Consider the following 14,973-nt stretch of genomic DNA (forward strand, 5'->3'; position numbering starts at 1 on the left):
GATAATTCTTTTTAGTGATTATCGTATTTTCTATCCATTACAAAATCTTCCATGAATTTTGTAGTATAGTTCCCTGAAAGATAATCTTCATTATCCATCAGCTGTCTGTGGAAAGGAATCGTTGTTTTTACTCCTTCAATATAGAATTCTTCAAGAGCCCGTCTCATTTTTGCAATGGCTTCCTCACGGGTCTGAGCCGTAGTAATAAGCTTAGCAATCATTGAATCATAGTTGGAAGGAATTGTATATCCGGAATACACGTGAGTGTCTACTCTGATTCCGTGTCCTCCAGGGATATTTAATCCTGTGATTTTCCCCGGAGACGGTCTGAAGTCTGCGTAAGGGTCTTCTGCGTTGATTCTACATTCGATTGAATGTAATTTAGGATAATAGTTAATTCCTGAAATAGGAGTTCCAGCAGCAAGAAGAATTTGTTCTCTGATCAGGTCATAATCAATTACCTGTTCAGTAATAGGGTGTTCTACCTGGATTCTTGTATTCATTTCCATGAAATAGAAATTTCTGTGCTTGTCTACAAGGAATTCGATAGTTCCTACCCCTTCATATCCAATGAATTCGGCAGCTTTTACGGCAGCTTCTCCCATTTTCTCACGAAGTTCATCTGTCATGAAAGGAGAAGGCGTTTCTTCAGTTAATTTCTGATTTCTTCTCTGTACAGAACAGTCTCTTTCAGAAAGATGGCACGCTTTTCCGAATTGGTCACCAGCAACTTGAATTTCGATGTGTCTTGGCTCTTCAATCAGTTTTTCCATATACATACCTCCATTTCCAAAGGCAGCTACAGCTTCCTGAATAGCAGATTCCCAGTGATCTTTAAGGTCTTCAGCTTTCCAAACAGCTCTCATTCCTTTTCCACCACCACCTGCGGTAGCTTTGATCATTACCGGATATCCTGTTTCTTCAGCTATCTTTACAGCGTGTTCATAAGATTCGATCAATCCGTCAGAACCTGGTACACAAGGTACACCTGCTGCTTTCATAGTAGCCTTAGCGTTTGCTTTATCTCCCATTTTTTCAATCTGTTCAGGAGAAGCACCAATAAATTTGATACCGTTCTTTTGGCAGATTCTTGAGAAGTTAGCATTTTCAGATAAAAATCCGTACCCTGGGTGAATAGCATCAGCATTGGTAATTTCCGCTGCAGCAATAATGTTAGGGATTTTAAGATAAGAGTCTTTACTCATTGCAGGGCCAATACATACTGCTTCATCAGCAAATCTTACGTGAAGACTGTCTTTGTCAGCAGTAGAGTATACTGCAACGGTTTTGATCCCCATTTCTTTACAAGTACGTAAAATACGCATTGCAATTTCGCCACGATTGGCTATTAATATTTTTTTGAACATCTTAATACGATTTGAAATTTGAAAATTTGAAATTTGAAATTGATTTTATAATCAATCATCAATCATCATTAATCAATATTTAATTAAGATGGATCTACTAAGAATAAAGGTTGGTCGTACTCTACTGGCGTAGCGTCGTCAACTAAAATTTTAACAATTTTTCCGCTGATTTCAGATTCAATCTGGTTGAATAGCTTCATTGCTTCAATAACACAAACTACTTTACCAACAGAAACTTCGTCCCCTACATTTACAAATACATCTTTATCAGGAGATGGTTTTCTATAGAAAGTACCAATCATTGGAGATTTGATTGTTACATATTTGCTGTCATCAGATGCAGCTTCAGCTTTTTCAGCAGCAGGAGCGGCCGGAGTTGCAACAGGTGCCGGAGCAGCTACCGCTTGCGGTGCAGTGTGGTATACTGCAGGTTGTGCATAAACAGCATCGCTTCCAGCTAATGGAGTTTTAATAGTGATTTCGAAATCTTTAGTTTTGTACTTCACTTCTGAAACTTCAGCCTTAGATACAAACTTGATAAGATTTTGTATGTCTTTAATGTCCATAAATTTGATATTTGATTTGATGCCAAAGATACCAAAAAAACGTAAAAAACAACAAAAAACCGCCAAATTTTATCAAAATTGGGCGGTTTTTGTATTAAAATGAGGCTTTTTCAGCGAAAAGCGACTCTTAGTTTTCTTCAGTAGCAGCTACTTCTTTTTCCAATACTACTTTACCTCTGTAGTATAATTTTCCTTCATGCCAGTGAGCTCTGTGGTATAGGTGAAGCTCTCCTGTTGTTGCATCTTTAGCTAATTGAGGAACTACAGCTTTGTAGTGAGTTCTTCTCTTATCTCTTCTTGTAGACGACTGTCTTCTCTTTGGATGTGCCATTTTCTAATAACTTTTTTAATTGATGAGCGATGAGATTCATCATCTCATCATATTTAAATTATTCTATTTAATTATTGTCTTTTAATTTTCTTAAAGCATCCCATCTTGGGTCACTTTCATGTTCTTCTTCTTCAGTTACCTCAATATCTTTAGGACTGAACTGGTCAAGAATTTTAAGATCTTCATCACTTACATTCGGTGAAATCTTTTTCATTGGGATAGAAAGCATTACATTTTCATAAATCAAATGTGCTACATTGAAAGCATGCTCTCCGGTAGGAATGGTAATCACATCTTCATTGCTGTCATCATATTCTTCCCCGAAATTCACCAAAATTTTGATTTCATTCTCAATAGGATAGTCGAAATTTTCATTGGTGATATCACAAACCAATTCAACTAATCCATTAATTTTAATCTCAAATTCCAGAAAAGTAGTGTGTTTATCAAGTGATACATTCACTTCTATTCTAGGATTTGTAAATTCCTGCTCAGTGTCAAATAATTGAAAGAACGTTTTATCTATCTCAAACTTGAACTCGTGTTTTCCGTTTTTAAGTCCGGAAAAGCTTACGTCATAGTTTCTTAACTTGTCCATAAAATGAGTGTGCAAAAATATGCATTTTTTTTATAATAACAAATAAAATCTGAAACAAATTAATTTAAAATTTGTTTTAAAGATTTATGCTTCAGTTTCCTCCGGCAGATCTTCATCTATTCCGTTGTCTACAGCCATTTTTCTAGGCTGCAGGCGGTCGCTCATCAGTTCGCTGTATTCACTTCTGTTTTTGAAAACCTTAATAGCAGTGAAGATTGCTTCTGTAAAACTTTGCTCATCAGCCATATTTTTTCCTGCAATATCATAAGCAACTCCATGATCCGGAGATGTTCTGATGAAAGGAAGTCCCGCCGTATAATTTACTCCTTCTTCATACGCTAATGTTTTGAAAGGAGCCAGCCCCTGGTCGTGATACATTGCTAAAACAGCATCGAAATTTTTGTATTTGCCCGGCTGGAAGAAACTGTCTGCAGGAAAAGGCCCGAATGCCAGTATTCCGTTGTCAGAAAGTTCTTTAATAGCTGGACTGATGATCTCGATTTCTTCATTTCCGATAACACCGCCATCTCCTGCGTGAGGATTTAATCCCAGCACCGCAATTTTAGGCTTTTGAATGCAGAAATCTTCTATCAGCGTCTGGTTTAAAACTCTGATCTGTTTCTTTATTTTTTCCTTGGAAATATTTTCAGCCACCTTTGCAATTGGGATATGATGTGTGGAAACAGCCACTTTAAGATCTTCGGTAACAAGGAACATCAATCCTTTTTTATTGAATTTCTCTTCAAAATATCCTGTGTGTCCTGCATGTTTGAAGCCCATCTTTACCATTTCATCCTTGTTGATCGGAGCGGTTACCAGAACGTCAATATCTCCTCTCATCAAAGCTTCAGTCGCTGCTTCCAGGGAATCAATGGCCATCTTTGTAGATTCTTCAGTAGGAACTCCCAGTTCTACATTCACGTTTTCTTTGGTTAGGTTCACCATATTGAGTTTCCCTGCCTGTGCCTGCGACGGTTCATTAACATAGTTGAAATTAAGATTCAGCTTAAAAATATTTTTCTGATAAGTGAATAATTTTCCCGAACCAAAAATTACAGGAGTGAAAAAATCTGTAATAGTTTTGTCTTTCAGAGACTTCATAATGATCTCCGGGCCGATGCCGTTGAAATCACCGATTGAAATTCCTACTCGTACTTTATGGTTTTTTGGGCTCATTTTGATTATCTTTGAAGATTATAATTTACAAATTTAGCAAAAAATAATATGTTCACAGGAATTATTGAAGCAGTTGGTGTTATTGAGAAGATTGAAGAAAAAGGAAGCAATATAGATTTTACCCTGACTTGCCCTTTTACAAATGAACTGAAAATTGATCAAAGCCTTGCGCACAACGGCTGTTGTCTTACAGTTGTTGAAATAAAAGACAATCATTATGTGGTGACGGCAATCAATGAAACATTGGAAAAAACCAACCTTGGAAAATGGGAATTGGGAACCGTTGTCAACCTTGAACGCTGTATGAAAATGGATGGAAGACTGGATGGTCATATTGTTCAGGGACATGTTGATAAAACCGGTGAAGTGGTGAGTATCGAAAATAAAGACGGAAGTTATTTTATTACCATGAAGTATGATAATGACGGAAGTTTTGTAACGGTACCTCAGGGATCCATTACTGTAAACGGAATCAGTCTTACTGTTGCTAAAAGTGAAGATAATCAGTTTTCCGTAGCTATTATTCCTTATACCTGGGAATTTACGAATATGAAACATTTGAAAATTGGTGACAAAGTAAACCTGGAATTTGATATCATTGGTAAGTATATTGCTAGGTTAATTAAAAAGTAGAATGTCAATAAATAAGTATAAAGGATATAGCTTAAGGAATCGTGTGTTTTTCGGTTTCCTGCTGGTATGTTTTTTAAGTGTGGTTGCTACATCACTTGTTCCTTACTTTGTATTGAGAAATCATTCTTTACAGCAGAGTAATATCGATATGCAGGATAAAACCAATGCTGTAATGCGATATCTGGACTATGCGGTAAGCCAGAAACTTATTGAGACAAAAGATCTTCCGGAGGTTTTGGGGAATAAAATCTTCGAGATAGCGGATATCAACCAGCATGACATTTTTATTTATGATCTGAAAGGAAACTATTTGCTTTCCAACAAAGACGAAGGATTAATTGAGCAGAAAACAATTCCTATAGAAATCATCAATAAGATTCTGTCTACTGATGCAAGAGTAGATATGGTGAATTATGATGCAGCTAAGGATGCAAAGCTTACCTCTTCCTATCTTTTGCTGAAAAACAATGAACTTGAGCCTATCGGAATTGTTTATATTCCTTTATACCATAATGAATCTGCTTATCTTGAAGTTCTTCATCAGTATGTAAAATATATTCTTTTAGTAGATATCTTCCTTATTCTTTTCAGTATCTGGATCAGTTGGGTGACTTCTAATAGCCTGGCGAAAACCATTACGAAATTCTCTGATATGATTACCCGTATTACCTTGTTTGAAAATGAAATGCGTCCTATCAGATATTATAAGAATGATGAGCTTAATGCTTTGGCAAGGGCCTATAACAGGATGATTTTACAGATTCAGGATCAGAAAGAAAGACTTAGATTCAAAGCATCGGAAGAAGCATGGAGAGAAATGGCCAAGCAGGTGGCTCATGAGGTAAAAAATCCGCTGACGCCAATGAAGCTGACGATTCAGAATTTTGAAAGAAAATTTGATCCTGAAGATCCGAATATCAGAGAAAGGGTAAAGCAAATGAGTAAAACTATTGTGGATCAGATTGATCTGATTGCTACCGTAGCTTCGGCATTCTCGGAATTTGCAAAGCTTCCTGAAAAAAATAATGAAGTGATCAATCTGAATACCGAAGTTGAAGATATTCTCCGTGTATTCAATGATGACAGTATTTTCATGCATGCCAACAAGACGAATATTATGATCAATATGGACAGAATTTATCTTTCCAGAATTATCACAAACCTTGTTACCAACGCAAAGCAGGCAGAAAGTGATAAGAGAAAACTGATCATCAATGTAGATGTCGAACAGCACCAGAGAAGAGTCATTATCTCTGTTCAGGATAACGGAGTCGGGATTCCTGAAAATATGTACGAAAGAATCTTTGAGCCGAATTTTACTTCTAAAAGCAGTGGAATGGGGCTTGGTCTGTCTATGGTGAGAAAAATGATTGAGGATTATAAAGGTGAGATCTCTGTAAAATCAGAAGTAGGGAAGGGATCTACATTCATTATTACACTGCCTACCAATTTATAGTGAAGCCATTTACATTTAAACAATTTCAAATTCAGCAGTCTAAAGATGTCTTCCGTGTAGGAACAGACGGTGTTCTGCTTGGAGCTTTGGCAAATGTTGAAAATGCTTCCAGTGTTTTGGAAGTAGGAACAGGTACGGGACTAATTTCTCTTATGCTGGCGCAAAGAAATCTTCAGGCCGGCTTTTTGGGATTAGATATTAATGAAGAGGCAGCAAAACTTACCCAGCTCAATTTTGAAAATTCTCCTTTTCATGCCAGGTTGAAAAACAGTCATCAGGACTTTAAAACTTTTGAAACGGAAGACCGGTTTGATCTTATTGTGTCCAATCCTCCGTATTTTGAAGAATCAGGATCTGAAAAAGATAAGGTTGCACGTCAGACCGTAGAATTGAACTTCATGCAGTTGATCAGTAAGGCGGCAGAATTATTGTCAGAAAAAGGGATATTTTCTGTAATCATACCTGTGGAAGCAGGAGAAGTTTTTATTTCAATTGGTAAAGAAAATAACCTGCATCTGAACAGAAAAGTGAATATCAGAGGAATTGAAAATGCAAAGGCAAAAAGATTGATTCTGGAGTTTTCGTTACAAGAAAAAGAAATCAACGAATCTGATTTTATCATAGAAAAAAGTCCGAGACAATACTCGGACCAATATCTTGAACTCACCAAAGAGTTTCATGTTTTTAAGTAAAGAAGCTAGAAATTAGATTTTAGAAGTTAGTTATTTCTGACCTTCTTATTTTTTATTCTTATTCAAATAATTCTGAAGTATCCAATACAGAAACTTTTCCGTCTTCACATCTGATGGCTTCACCAGGGAAGTTCTGAATCATGTGGTAATCATGTGTTGCCATTACTACAGCAGCTCCATTTTCAAGGGCAACCTGCTTTAATAGCGTCATAATTTCGTTGGAAGTCTCAGGGTCAAGGTTTCCTGTTGGCTCATCGGCTAAGATAAGATCCGGGTGATTCAGAAGGGCTCTTGCGATGGCAATACGCTGCTGTTCCCCTCCGGAAAGTTCGTGAGGCATTTTGTGCTTCTTGCTTTTCATGTTCACGCTTCCCAACACCTCGTTGATACGGTCTTCCATTTTTACTTTATCATTCCATCCTGTTGCTTCAAGAACGAACTTCAGGTTTTTCTCAACCGTTCTGTCTGAAAGCAGCTGGAAATCCTGAAATACAATTCCCAGTTTTCTTCTTAAATTAGGGATATCAGACGGCTTTAGTTTTGCCAGATCAAATCCTACAACAGCCCCATGTCCTGATGCCAATGGAATGTGTCCGTAAAGCGTTTTCAGAAGGGAGCTTTTTCCGGAACCTGTTTTTCCGATAAGGTAGCAGAATCTACCTTTTTTAATGTTAAGATTTACATCAGAAAGAACAGTGAAATTTTTTTGCGCAATCTTCGCGTGCTGCAAACTTATAATATTGTCTCCGGAGATATTGGTATGTGGCATAATTTAATTTTAAAGGCTGTTTCTTATAAAAATATTTCAACTTCTAAAAATAGAAAAAAGATGTTGATGTAGCCTAAATTTTAGTAAATTTTAACAACAAAAAATGCCTGAAAAGGATCTTCTCAAGCATGTTTTGTATATGATAATTAGAAATTATCTCTTAGCGCGTGCAGCACTTACAGTTAATCTCTTTCTGCCTTTAGCTCTTCTCGCAGCCAAAACTCTTCTTCCATTTGGCGTAGACATTCTTTCTCTGAAACCGTGTTTGTTTCTTCTCTTTCTTTCTGATGGCTGGAATGTTCTTTTACTCATTACTATATGTTTAAATCGTAATTAATCTATTAATTTTCAGGTTGCAAAGATATATAAATTTTTATAAGTTACAAACTTTAATTATCTTTTTTTAAAATTAAATGTAATGTTTTTTGGTAGGGTATTAACAAACCCTCATCACAAAACCATTTTTCCGGTACAAAAATAATATTTAAATGATTTATATAAAAGCTCTATCTTTGAAAACTTTAATTTTAACGAAAAATAAACACCGGATGTTTACACCAGCAGAACTTTTAGATATCAATACATTACTTACCCAGGATAGCAGAATAGTGATCCTTACCCATTATAACCCGGATGGAGATGCTATTGGTTCAAGCCTTGGATTAAAACATTATCTGAAAGCAAAAGGAATTCATGCGGAGGTTATCGTACCCAATGATTTTCCGAAATTTCTGAAATGGATGCCGGAATCTAAAAAAGTTATTATTGCAGAATATAAAAGAAAACTGGCTGCGGATTTGATTGCGGGAGCAGATGTTATTTTCTGCCTGGATTTTAATTCTCCGTCAAGAATAGGATTATTAGGAGACTGGCTGGTAAAAGCTCCGGGGAAGAAAATCCTTATTGATCATCACCAACAACCGGAACAATTTGATTTTGTGTATTCTGATACAGTCATTCCTGCCACTTCACAGATGATTTATCATTTCATTGAAGCAATGGAGGATGAAAAGCTGGTGAACCAGGATATGGCGGAATGTCTTTATACCGGAATCATGACGGATACAGGAGGTTTCCGTTTTCGTTCTACCAGTGCTACTACCCACAGGATTATTGCTAATCTTATTGAACACGGTGCAGACCCTGCCATGATTACTTCCAATACATGGGATACCAATACGGTTTCCCGCCTGCATTTGCTTGCTTTGGTTCTTGGAAGAATAGAAGTGGTGAATGACGGAACCGTAGCGGTTTTAAGCCTGACAAGAAACGAACTGAAAGAATTTGGTTTCCAGAAAGGAGATACAGAAGGTTTTGTGAATTATGGTTTGAGTATTGCCGGAGTGAAAATGTCAGCATTCTTTATGGAAGATCTGTACGAAGACTTCGTTAAAATTTCTTTCAGAAGTAAAGATGATGTGGATGTGAACCAATTCTCAAGAAAATATTTCAATGGTGGCGGGCATATTAATGCAGCCGGAGGGAAATCTTTAGATTCTTTAGCGGGAACGATCGTCAACTTCAAAGAAAAAGTAAAAGAGGAAGGTTTATAGAGGCAAAAATCTGTAAATTTTTCTGATTAACTTCTAAATACTTCTACGAAACCCCTTTTCTTCAAGCTCCTGGCAGGTATAATCATACACTTGCTGAAACATTTCATCCATATATCTTTTGTTGAAAAGACTGTATTTCGTCATTTTGGGCGGATCAAGAAAAATATTGCAGTATTTTGCTTTAGAATAGACCGACTTTGCGATCGCTAAGTGAAGGATTCTGTCGAATTCTTTCATCAGGCTCATCTTGCTTAACTCATCATAGCTGATGGAATTGACATGAGAGGCAATCAGAAAATTACATTTATCCATGATAGGCTCAATGGGAAGATTATCCAGAACGCCGCCATCCACATAAATTTTCTCACCAATTCTTACCGGTGGAAGAATAAAAGGAACGCTTGAGGAAGCCAGTAATGGTCCAAAAAGCTCTCCTTCAGAAAAGAAATCTACAATGCCATGAGTCATTTCCGTTGCGGCTACATACACCGGAATTTTTAAAATACCGAAATTGTCTTCAGGGAAATAATCTTTGAACAGTTTTAAAATAAAATTGGAACTGAAGATTCCGTTTTTGGATAATTTTAAAGATGACCTGGAAAAAAAAGAAGTTTGCTTGACAATTTCCATCATCTCTTCCGGCGTTTTTCCAAAAGAATAAAAAGCACCAATGATGGATCCTGCGCTGGTTCCTGAAATAATGTGTGGTTTCAGATTGTATTCTTCCAAAGCTTTCAGTACGGCGATATGAGCAATCCCACGCATTCCTCCGCCTGAAAGTGTAAGTCCGATAACCGGTGGTGCCGGTGGTTTCTTTTTTTTGAATGAAAATAAAGCCATTACCCAAATTATCCTCTACTAATATACAGGATTTTTTGTTATGCACAGCTTAATTTGTCAGGTAACCTGTTTTATAAAACCAGTTTTTTAGGAAGATTGTGAAGAAGTTCTGTATTGATGATTTCTGCGCAGATTCCTGGCTTTTCCCAATGACCGTTGTGTCCGCAGTCCAGGATATAAGATTTGATATTCGTTCTGTCCGGAAGATGTTTGATCATCATATCCGTTTTTACCGCATTATCATGTTTACCCGCCAGTACTAAGATTTTAGCTTCCAGGTTTTCCAGCACATGCTTTTTGTCGGTTCTTTCCACCATACCTTTTACACAGGCAAGTGCTCCCAGATTGTTGGTGGAAAGGGCTGTTTCAAGCGCGGTTTCTATTTTACCTTCCAGGATATCCCTTTCATTTGGATTGAATAAATTGGGAACTCCGGCTCTTGCATAGTGGGCGAAAGCATCCTTGATAATTCTGTAGCTTTTGATCCGCTGCTGTTTTTTCTCTTCATCATCCGGAAAATACGTAGAGAAAAATAATGTAAGACTTTTTAAAGAATCAGGATACTTCTCTGCAAAAGCGAGAGATGTATATCCTCCCATAGAATGTCCCAGAAGATGTATTTTTTCTAAATGCTGATCATCCAATACTTTTTTTACTTCTTCAGCCATCAGTTCCATGGTGTGAACTTCAGCCAGAATTTCAGACTGTCCATGGCCGGGAAGGTCAATTTTGAGCAGTGAAAAATCTTTGGAAAGGTGATGTTCCATATCACTCCAGATGGATAGATTTTCCATAAATCCGTGAAGAAGTACCAACGTTTCTTTTCCGTTTCCTTTTCTTTCAAAGTTCAGCATGATTCCAAAATTTAGAAGGTTAAAAATAATACAGCAGCTTACATACTGTGGATCTTTTTCTCCTTTCAAATTTAGTCAAAAAAAGAGCATTTAAAAAATGCCCTTGTCTTTTATTGAGTTAATTCCTTATAAACCTTTGTTTCCCAAGGTTTGATGTCTGTTACGCCATATCGTTCCTTTTTAGAAATAGCAAGGTTGTCCAGCATGTCTACAAAATTTTTGTAGTTGGCTTCATCTGTTGGTTTTACAATCACTGTGAATTTGTTGGGTGCAGGAGCATTTTTATACGCTTCAGCAATGATCTTTGAAATTTTTATTCCACTGAAATCTGTTTCTTTCAGGTTTCCTGTATTCAAATCTTTCTGATTGCTCTGATGATAAAATACCCGGTTGTCTTTTCCAAGGATAAAGGTAATCTGGTTTTGATCTCCAATTACCGGTTTATCAATAGAACTGGGATTTGGATCTTTTGCAGGGAGTCCCAGGTCCATTACATTAGGTTTTGTAAAATTAGTGGTGAACATGAAGAAAGTGATGAGTAGGAATCCCAGATCGACCATAGGCGTCATGTCCACTCGGATCATTTTTTTCTTTTGCTTTCCGCCTTGTTTTTCTTGTGCAATTACTTCTGCCATGATTAAAGTTTTTAAATGTTAGACTATATTTTTTTTGAAGAATTCATACAAAACATATGCCTTGATTGTTAAAAACTTTATAGATTCATGAATCTATTGATTATTATTGTATAAATTTTACCTATTTCTGTTTTTAATACTTTTCTTGAAGGAAAAGGGTAATTATGATATTTTTAAGGGGTTACCGGGTGATTGTTATTTTCTTTGTTAGAATAATTTCTTCTCTGTTTTTTACCTGTACCATATAAAGTCCTTCCATGAATGCAGATGTGCTGATTTTAATTTTTTCTTCGTTATATTTTTGAGAGAAAAGTTTTCGTCCGGACATATCAGTAATGCTAATAGTACTTTCCCGGGGCAGATGATCTAAATAGAAAAAGTCTTTTGCAGGGTTAGGGTAGAGGTTGGGTTTATGCCTCTGTTGATTTTCCGGAATGCCAAGCTGTTCAGGACTTAATTTAACTACCCAGGCATCGATCATACCATGATGTCCGGTAACGTCTCCACTTGTGGATCCTGTACTTCCTGAAACAATATATCCGTTATCAGCGGTCAGTTCAAGAGCAGTTAAGTAATCGAAATCGGGACCTCCCAGGGTTTTCTCCCACTTCAGATTTCCGCTGCTGTCCAGTTTTATGATCCAGTAATCCAGATTACCGTGGTGATTGGTTACCTGTCCGTTGTTGGAAGCTGTCCAGCCAGCAACAATATAATCCCATTCGGGAGTCTGACGAATAGTTATGGCGTTGTCATGAAAACTTCCTCCAAAATATTTATCCCACTCGATGGTTCCGTTATTGCTTAGTTTGATAACCCAATAATCCGGAAGTCCGCTTTCAAGATTTGAAGGATTAAAAGAAGTGCCCACGGCAATATAGCCGCCATCAAAAGTCTGTTGCGCATAATATCCTATGTTATCACCAATATTGCCCAACGTTTTTTGCCATTGCATATTTCCGCCGGAATCGAGTTTTACTACCCAAAAGTCATTGTTCCCGTAGCTTACAGTAATATCGCCATCTGTAGACACGGTGGTTCCTGCAATAATATACCCACCATCAAAAGTTTGCTGCACAGAATTGACCTGTTCACTGCTGCTTCCACCCAGCGATTTTTGCCATTGTATATTTCCGTTAATATCTAATTTTACGATCCAATAGTCTCCTCCTCCATGATTTCCGCTCACATCTCCGTCATTGGAACTTGAAGATCCGGCTACAATATATCCTCCTTCAGAAGTCTGCTGAATAGATTGTGCCATATCCACACTGCTTCCACCCAGCGATTTCTGCCATTGCATATTCCCGTTGGAATCAAGTTTTACAATCCAGTAATCATAATTTCCATGATTTCCGCTGATATCCCCGTCACCGGAATTGGATGATCCGGCAATAATATATCCTCCATCGGTAGTTTGACGGATGGATTGTGCATCATCAACATTGCTTCCTCCTAACGTTTTTTGCCATTGTATGCCTCCCGCAGGGTTTAATTTTACGATCCAGTAATCTCCTCCTCCATGATTCCCGGTGACATCTCCATCATTGGACATAGAATGTCCGGCTACAATGTATCCTCCGTCGGAGGTTTGCTGAACGGCATTCGCAGATTCACCATGGGTGCCTCCCAATGCTTTTTGCCATTCTATGGAAGGGGCAGACTGGGCTGCTAATATGGAATAGATAAGAAATAAAAAAGTAGATGTTAAATATCTCATATGTATTTGAATTGGTGATAGTTATTCAAATATAATTAATTTTAGCCTACGTTTGGTGTTTTATTGTTTATTTAATTCTTTAAAACAAAAAACTCACACGATAAAGTGTGAGTTTTTAAATGATATGTAAATAATTTATTTATTCTTTTTATAGAAATTTACTCCGCATTCAAGGAATTTTTTGAAATCCTCTTTAGGCATATATCCTGAAACAGGCGTGTTGATTACTTTACCATCAGGAGTAATTAAAACATAGTGAGGTTGAGAGTTATTATTGAAGTTCACCTGCTGGAATAAACTCCATCTGTCTCCAATTGTTTTTACCTTCTTGATCTGTCCGTCTCCAAGGTCGATTTTGGTTTTCTGATCCTCAGGAAGCTCTTCCTTATCGTCTACATAGAGAGAAGCCAGTACTACATCGTTCTGAAGAATCGGTAAGATATCTGGTTCGCTCCAAACAAATTCCTCCATTTTTCTACAGTTTTCACAACCGTATCCTGTAAAGTCGATCAGGATTGGTTTATCTTCTTTTTTGGCCAGTTCTACAGCTTTGAAGAAATCGTGCTCCGGATGCATTCCTAAAATTCCGTCTTTTTCATCATGGAAATAGCTTACATTGAGTGGAGGTAAAATTCCACTTAATAACTGAAGTTTCGGACGGTCAGATGGGATTAACCCTTGAACCAGATAGATCACGAAACCAATTCCCAATACCCCTAATATTTTTCTGGTGATAGAGATTTTAGGCTTTTTATCATCATGAGGGAATCTGATCAATCCTAATAAATAGATTGCTAATCCTAAGGCGATAATAATCCAGATCGCAATGAAAAGTTCTCTTTTTAAGAAGAATGTTTTGGATACAAGATCGGCTTTAGACAAGAATTTCAATGCTAATGCCAGTTCTACGAATCCTAAAACAACTTTTACCGTATTCATCCATCCTCCGGATTTCGGAAGGCTTTGTAATGCCTGCGGGAATAATGCCAGCAGTCCAAAAATAATCGCCCATGCCAGCCCGAATCCAGCCAAAGCAAAGGTCAGCAGCATAGGAACATTGGATGAACCTGTTACTGCACTTCCCAGTAAACTTCCTAAAATAGGTCCTGTACAGGAGAAAGAAACAATCACCAACGTTAATGCCATGAAGAAAATACCGATAATTCCTCCCGCTTCTTCCGCTTTGGAAGATTTGTTGGCGATAGAACTTGGCAGCGTGATATCATAATACCCGAAGAAACTTCCGGCAAAGAAGATGAATATGATGAAGAACGCAATGTTCAGCCATACACTTGTGGAAATTTCATTGAAGATATTTCCGGCAATTCCATCAATAATGTGGAAAGGAATACTTAATAAAACAAAGATCAGAAGGATAAAAAAGCCATAAATAAGAGCGTCTCTTTTTCCTTTGGCTTTGTTTTTACTTCCTTTGGTAAAGAAAGAAACCGTTAATGGGATCATCGGGAACACACATGGCGTAAGCAAAGCGATTAATCCTCCGATAAATCCAAGGAATAGATACGTCCAGTAATTTTCATCCACTTTGGCAGACGCAGTACCGCAATCTGTCAATGGCTTTTTGAAATCGATGGTTGCAATTTTCAACTGCTTTGGATCCAGTTTTGAAGCTTCTGTGATCGCAGTTTCAGTTTTTGCAGGATTTTCAGTAACGGTCCCGGTAACTTTCACTGAATCCTTTACAGGCGCTGCGTTTTCCTCGGCTGCAGCCTCTTCCGCTGCCCCTTTTGGAGTAACTTTTTGATTGAATTCTAATGTATTGGGA

Annotated in this window: 16 protein-coding genes; 4 read left to right on the forward strand and 12 right to left on the reverse strand. The window is 37.4% G+C overall.

Annotation, left to right across the window (positions count from 1 at the left end; translation table 11 throughout):
- Window positions 1–11: 11 nt before the first annotated feature.
- The 5 genes from accC to pdxA all read right to left on the reverse strand — a co-directional run bounded on the left by accC (window position 12) and on the right by pdxA (window position 4,038).
- Window positions 12–1,367 carry an acetyl-CoA carboxylase biotin carboxylase subunit gene (gene accC / locus AC59HC_RS21175; protein WP_110011462.1) on the reverse strand — a complete coding sequence of 452 codons (1,356 nt, stop codon included), beginning with the start codon at window positions 1,365–1,367 and terminating at the stop codon, window positions 12–14.
- Window positions 1,368–1,450: 83 nt separating this feature from the next.
- Window positions 1,451–1,933: an acetyl-CoA carboxylase biotin carboxyl carrier protein gene (gene accB / locus AC59HC_RS21180; RefSeq protein ID WP_047385964.1), complete on the reverse strand. Its 483-nt coding sequence runs from the start codon at window positions 1,931–1,933 to the stop codon at window positions 1,451–1,453.
- A gap of 127 nt (window positions 1,934–2,060) precedes the next feature.
- Window positions 2,061–2,264: a 50S ribosomal protein L32 gene (gene rpmF, locus AC59HC_RS21185; protein ID WP_002976251.1), complete on the reverse strand. Its 204-nt coding sequence runs from the start codon at window positions 2,262–2,264 to the stop codon at window positions 2,061–2,063.
- Window positions 2,265–2,331: 67 nt separating this feature from the next.
- A complete protein-coding gene (locus AC59HC_RS21190; protein WP_137906077.1) occupies window positions 2,332–2,862 on the reverse strand; it encodes a YceD family protein in 531 nt (176 codons plus the stop codon).
- A gap of 84 nt (window positions 2,863–2,946) precedes the next feature.
- The gene (pdxA, locus tag AC59HC_RS21195) at window positions 2,947–4,038 is read right to left on the reverse strand and encodes a 4-hydroxythreonine-4-phosphate dehydrogenase PdxA (protein ID WP_496559306.1); all 1,092 of its coding nucleotides are present in this window, start codon (window positions 4,036–4,038) and stop codon (window positions 2,947–2,949) included.
- Between the two features lie 48 nt (window positions 4,039–4,086).
- Here pdxA and AC59HC_RS21200 point away from each other — a divergent pair, with 48 nt between their 5' ends.
- From AC59HC_RS21200 to AC59HC_RS21210, 3 genes are read left to right on the forward strand one after another with little or no spacing between them, the layout of a single operon-like run.
- On the forward strand, window positions 4,087–4,671 hold the full coding sequence (locus tag AC59HC_RS21200; protein ID WP_110011459.1) for a riboflavin synthase: 585 nt from the start codon (window positions 4,087–4,089) through the stop codon (window positions 4,669–4,671).
- A gap of 1 nt (window position 4,672) precedes the next feature.
- The gene (locus AC59HC_RS21205; protein WP_227943343.1) at window positions 4,673–6,127 is read left to right on the forward strand and encodes a sensor histidine kinase; all 1,455 of its coding nucleotides are present in this window, start codon (window positions 4,673–4,675) and stop codon (window positions 6,125–6,127) included.
- Window positions 6,127–6,819 carry a tRNA1(Val) (adenine(37)-N6)-methyltransferase gene (locus AC59HC_RS21210; RefSeq protein ID WP_496559307.1) on the forward strand — a complete coding sequence of 231 codons (693 nt, stop codon included), beginning with the start codon at window positions 6,127–6,129 and terminating at the stop codon, window positions 6,817–6,819. Before AC59HC_RS21205 ends, AC59HC_RS21210 begins: the two co-directional genes overlap by 1 nt.
- Window positions 6,820–6,877: 58 nt before the next feature.
- Here the strand turns inward: AC59HC_RS21210 and AC59HC_RS21215 are convergent, their stop codons facing one another.
- Both AC59HC_RS21215 and rpmH read right to left on the reverse strand, forming a co-directional pair.
- Window positions 6,878–7,588, reverse strand: coding sequence for a cell division ATP-binding protein FtsE (locus AC59HC_RS21215; protein WP_076594903.1), 711 nt, complete (start codon window positions 7,586–7,588; stop codon window positions 6,878–6,880).
- A 153-nt stretch (window positions 7,589–7,741) separates the two neighbouring features.
- Window positions 7,742–7,900, reverse strand: a complete 159-nt coding sequence (gene rpmH / locus AC59HC_RS21220) for a 50S ribosomal protein L34 (protein ID WP_002976260.1) — start codon at window positions 7,898–7,900, stop codon at window positions 7,742–7,744.
- Between the two features lie 236 nt (window positions 7,901–8,136).
- Here rpmH and AC59HC_RS21225 point away from each other — a divergent pair, with 236 nt between their 5' ends.
- Window positions 8,137–9,141: a DHH family phosphoesterase gene (locus tag AC59HC_RS21225; protein ID WP_110011456.1), complete on the forward strand. Its 1,005-nt coding sequence runs from the start codon at window positions 8,137–8,139 to the stop codon at window positions 9,139–9,141.
- A gap of 33 nt (window positions 9,142–9,174) precedes the next feature.
- Here AC59HC_RS21225 and AC59HC_RS21230 read toward each other — a convergent pair whose 3' ends face one another.
- The 5 genes from AC59HC_RS21230 to AC59HC_RS21250 form a co-directional block, all read right to left on the reverse strand.
- Window positions 9,175–9,981: a patatin-like phospholipase family protein gene (locus AC59HC_RS21230; RefSeq protein ID WP_062675737.1), complete on the reverse strand. Its 807-nt coding sequence runs from the start codon at window positions 9,979–9,981 to the stop codon at window positions 9,175–9,177.
- A gap of 71 nt (window positions 9,982–10,052) precedes the next feature.
- The gene (locus AC59HC_RS21235; RefSeq protein ID WP_343643373.1) at window positions 10,053–10,835 is read right to left on the reverse strand and encodes an alpha/beta fold hydrolase; all 783 of its coding nucleotides are present in this window, start codon (window positions 10,833–10,835) and stop codon (window positions 10,053–10,055) included.
- Window positions 10,836–10,945: 110 nt separating this feature from the next.
- Window positions 10,946–11,470, reverse strand: a complete 525-nt coding sequence (locus AC59HC_RS21240) for a biopolymer transporter ExbD (RefSeq protein ID WP_120232708.1) — start codon at window positions 11,468–11,470, stop codon at window positions 10,946–10,948.
- Between the two features lie 181 nt (window positions 11,471–11,651).
- Window positions 11,652–13,187 (reverse strand): T9SS type A sorting domain-containing protein, encoded by a 1,536-nt coding sequence (locus tag AC59HC_RS21245; RefSeq protein ID WP_343643372.1) that lies wholly within the window; start codon window positions 13,185–13,187, stop codon window positions 11,652–11,654.
- 135 nt (window positions 13,188–13,322) lie between these two features.
- Window positions 13,323–14,973 (reverse strand): protein-disulfide reductase DsbD family protein (locus AC59HC_RS21250; RefSeq protein ID WP_496559308.1); only part of this gene is annotated, 1,651 nt, incomplete at its 5' end.

The sequence above is a fragment of the Chryseobacterium sp. DZ-32 genome (genome assembly GCF_059587025.1).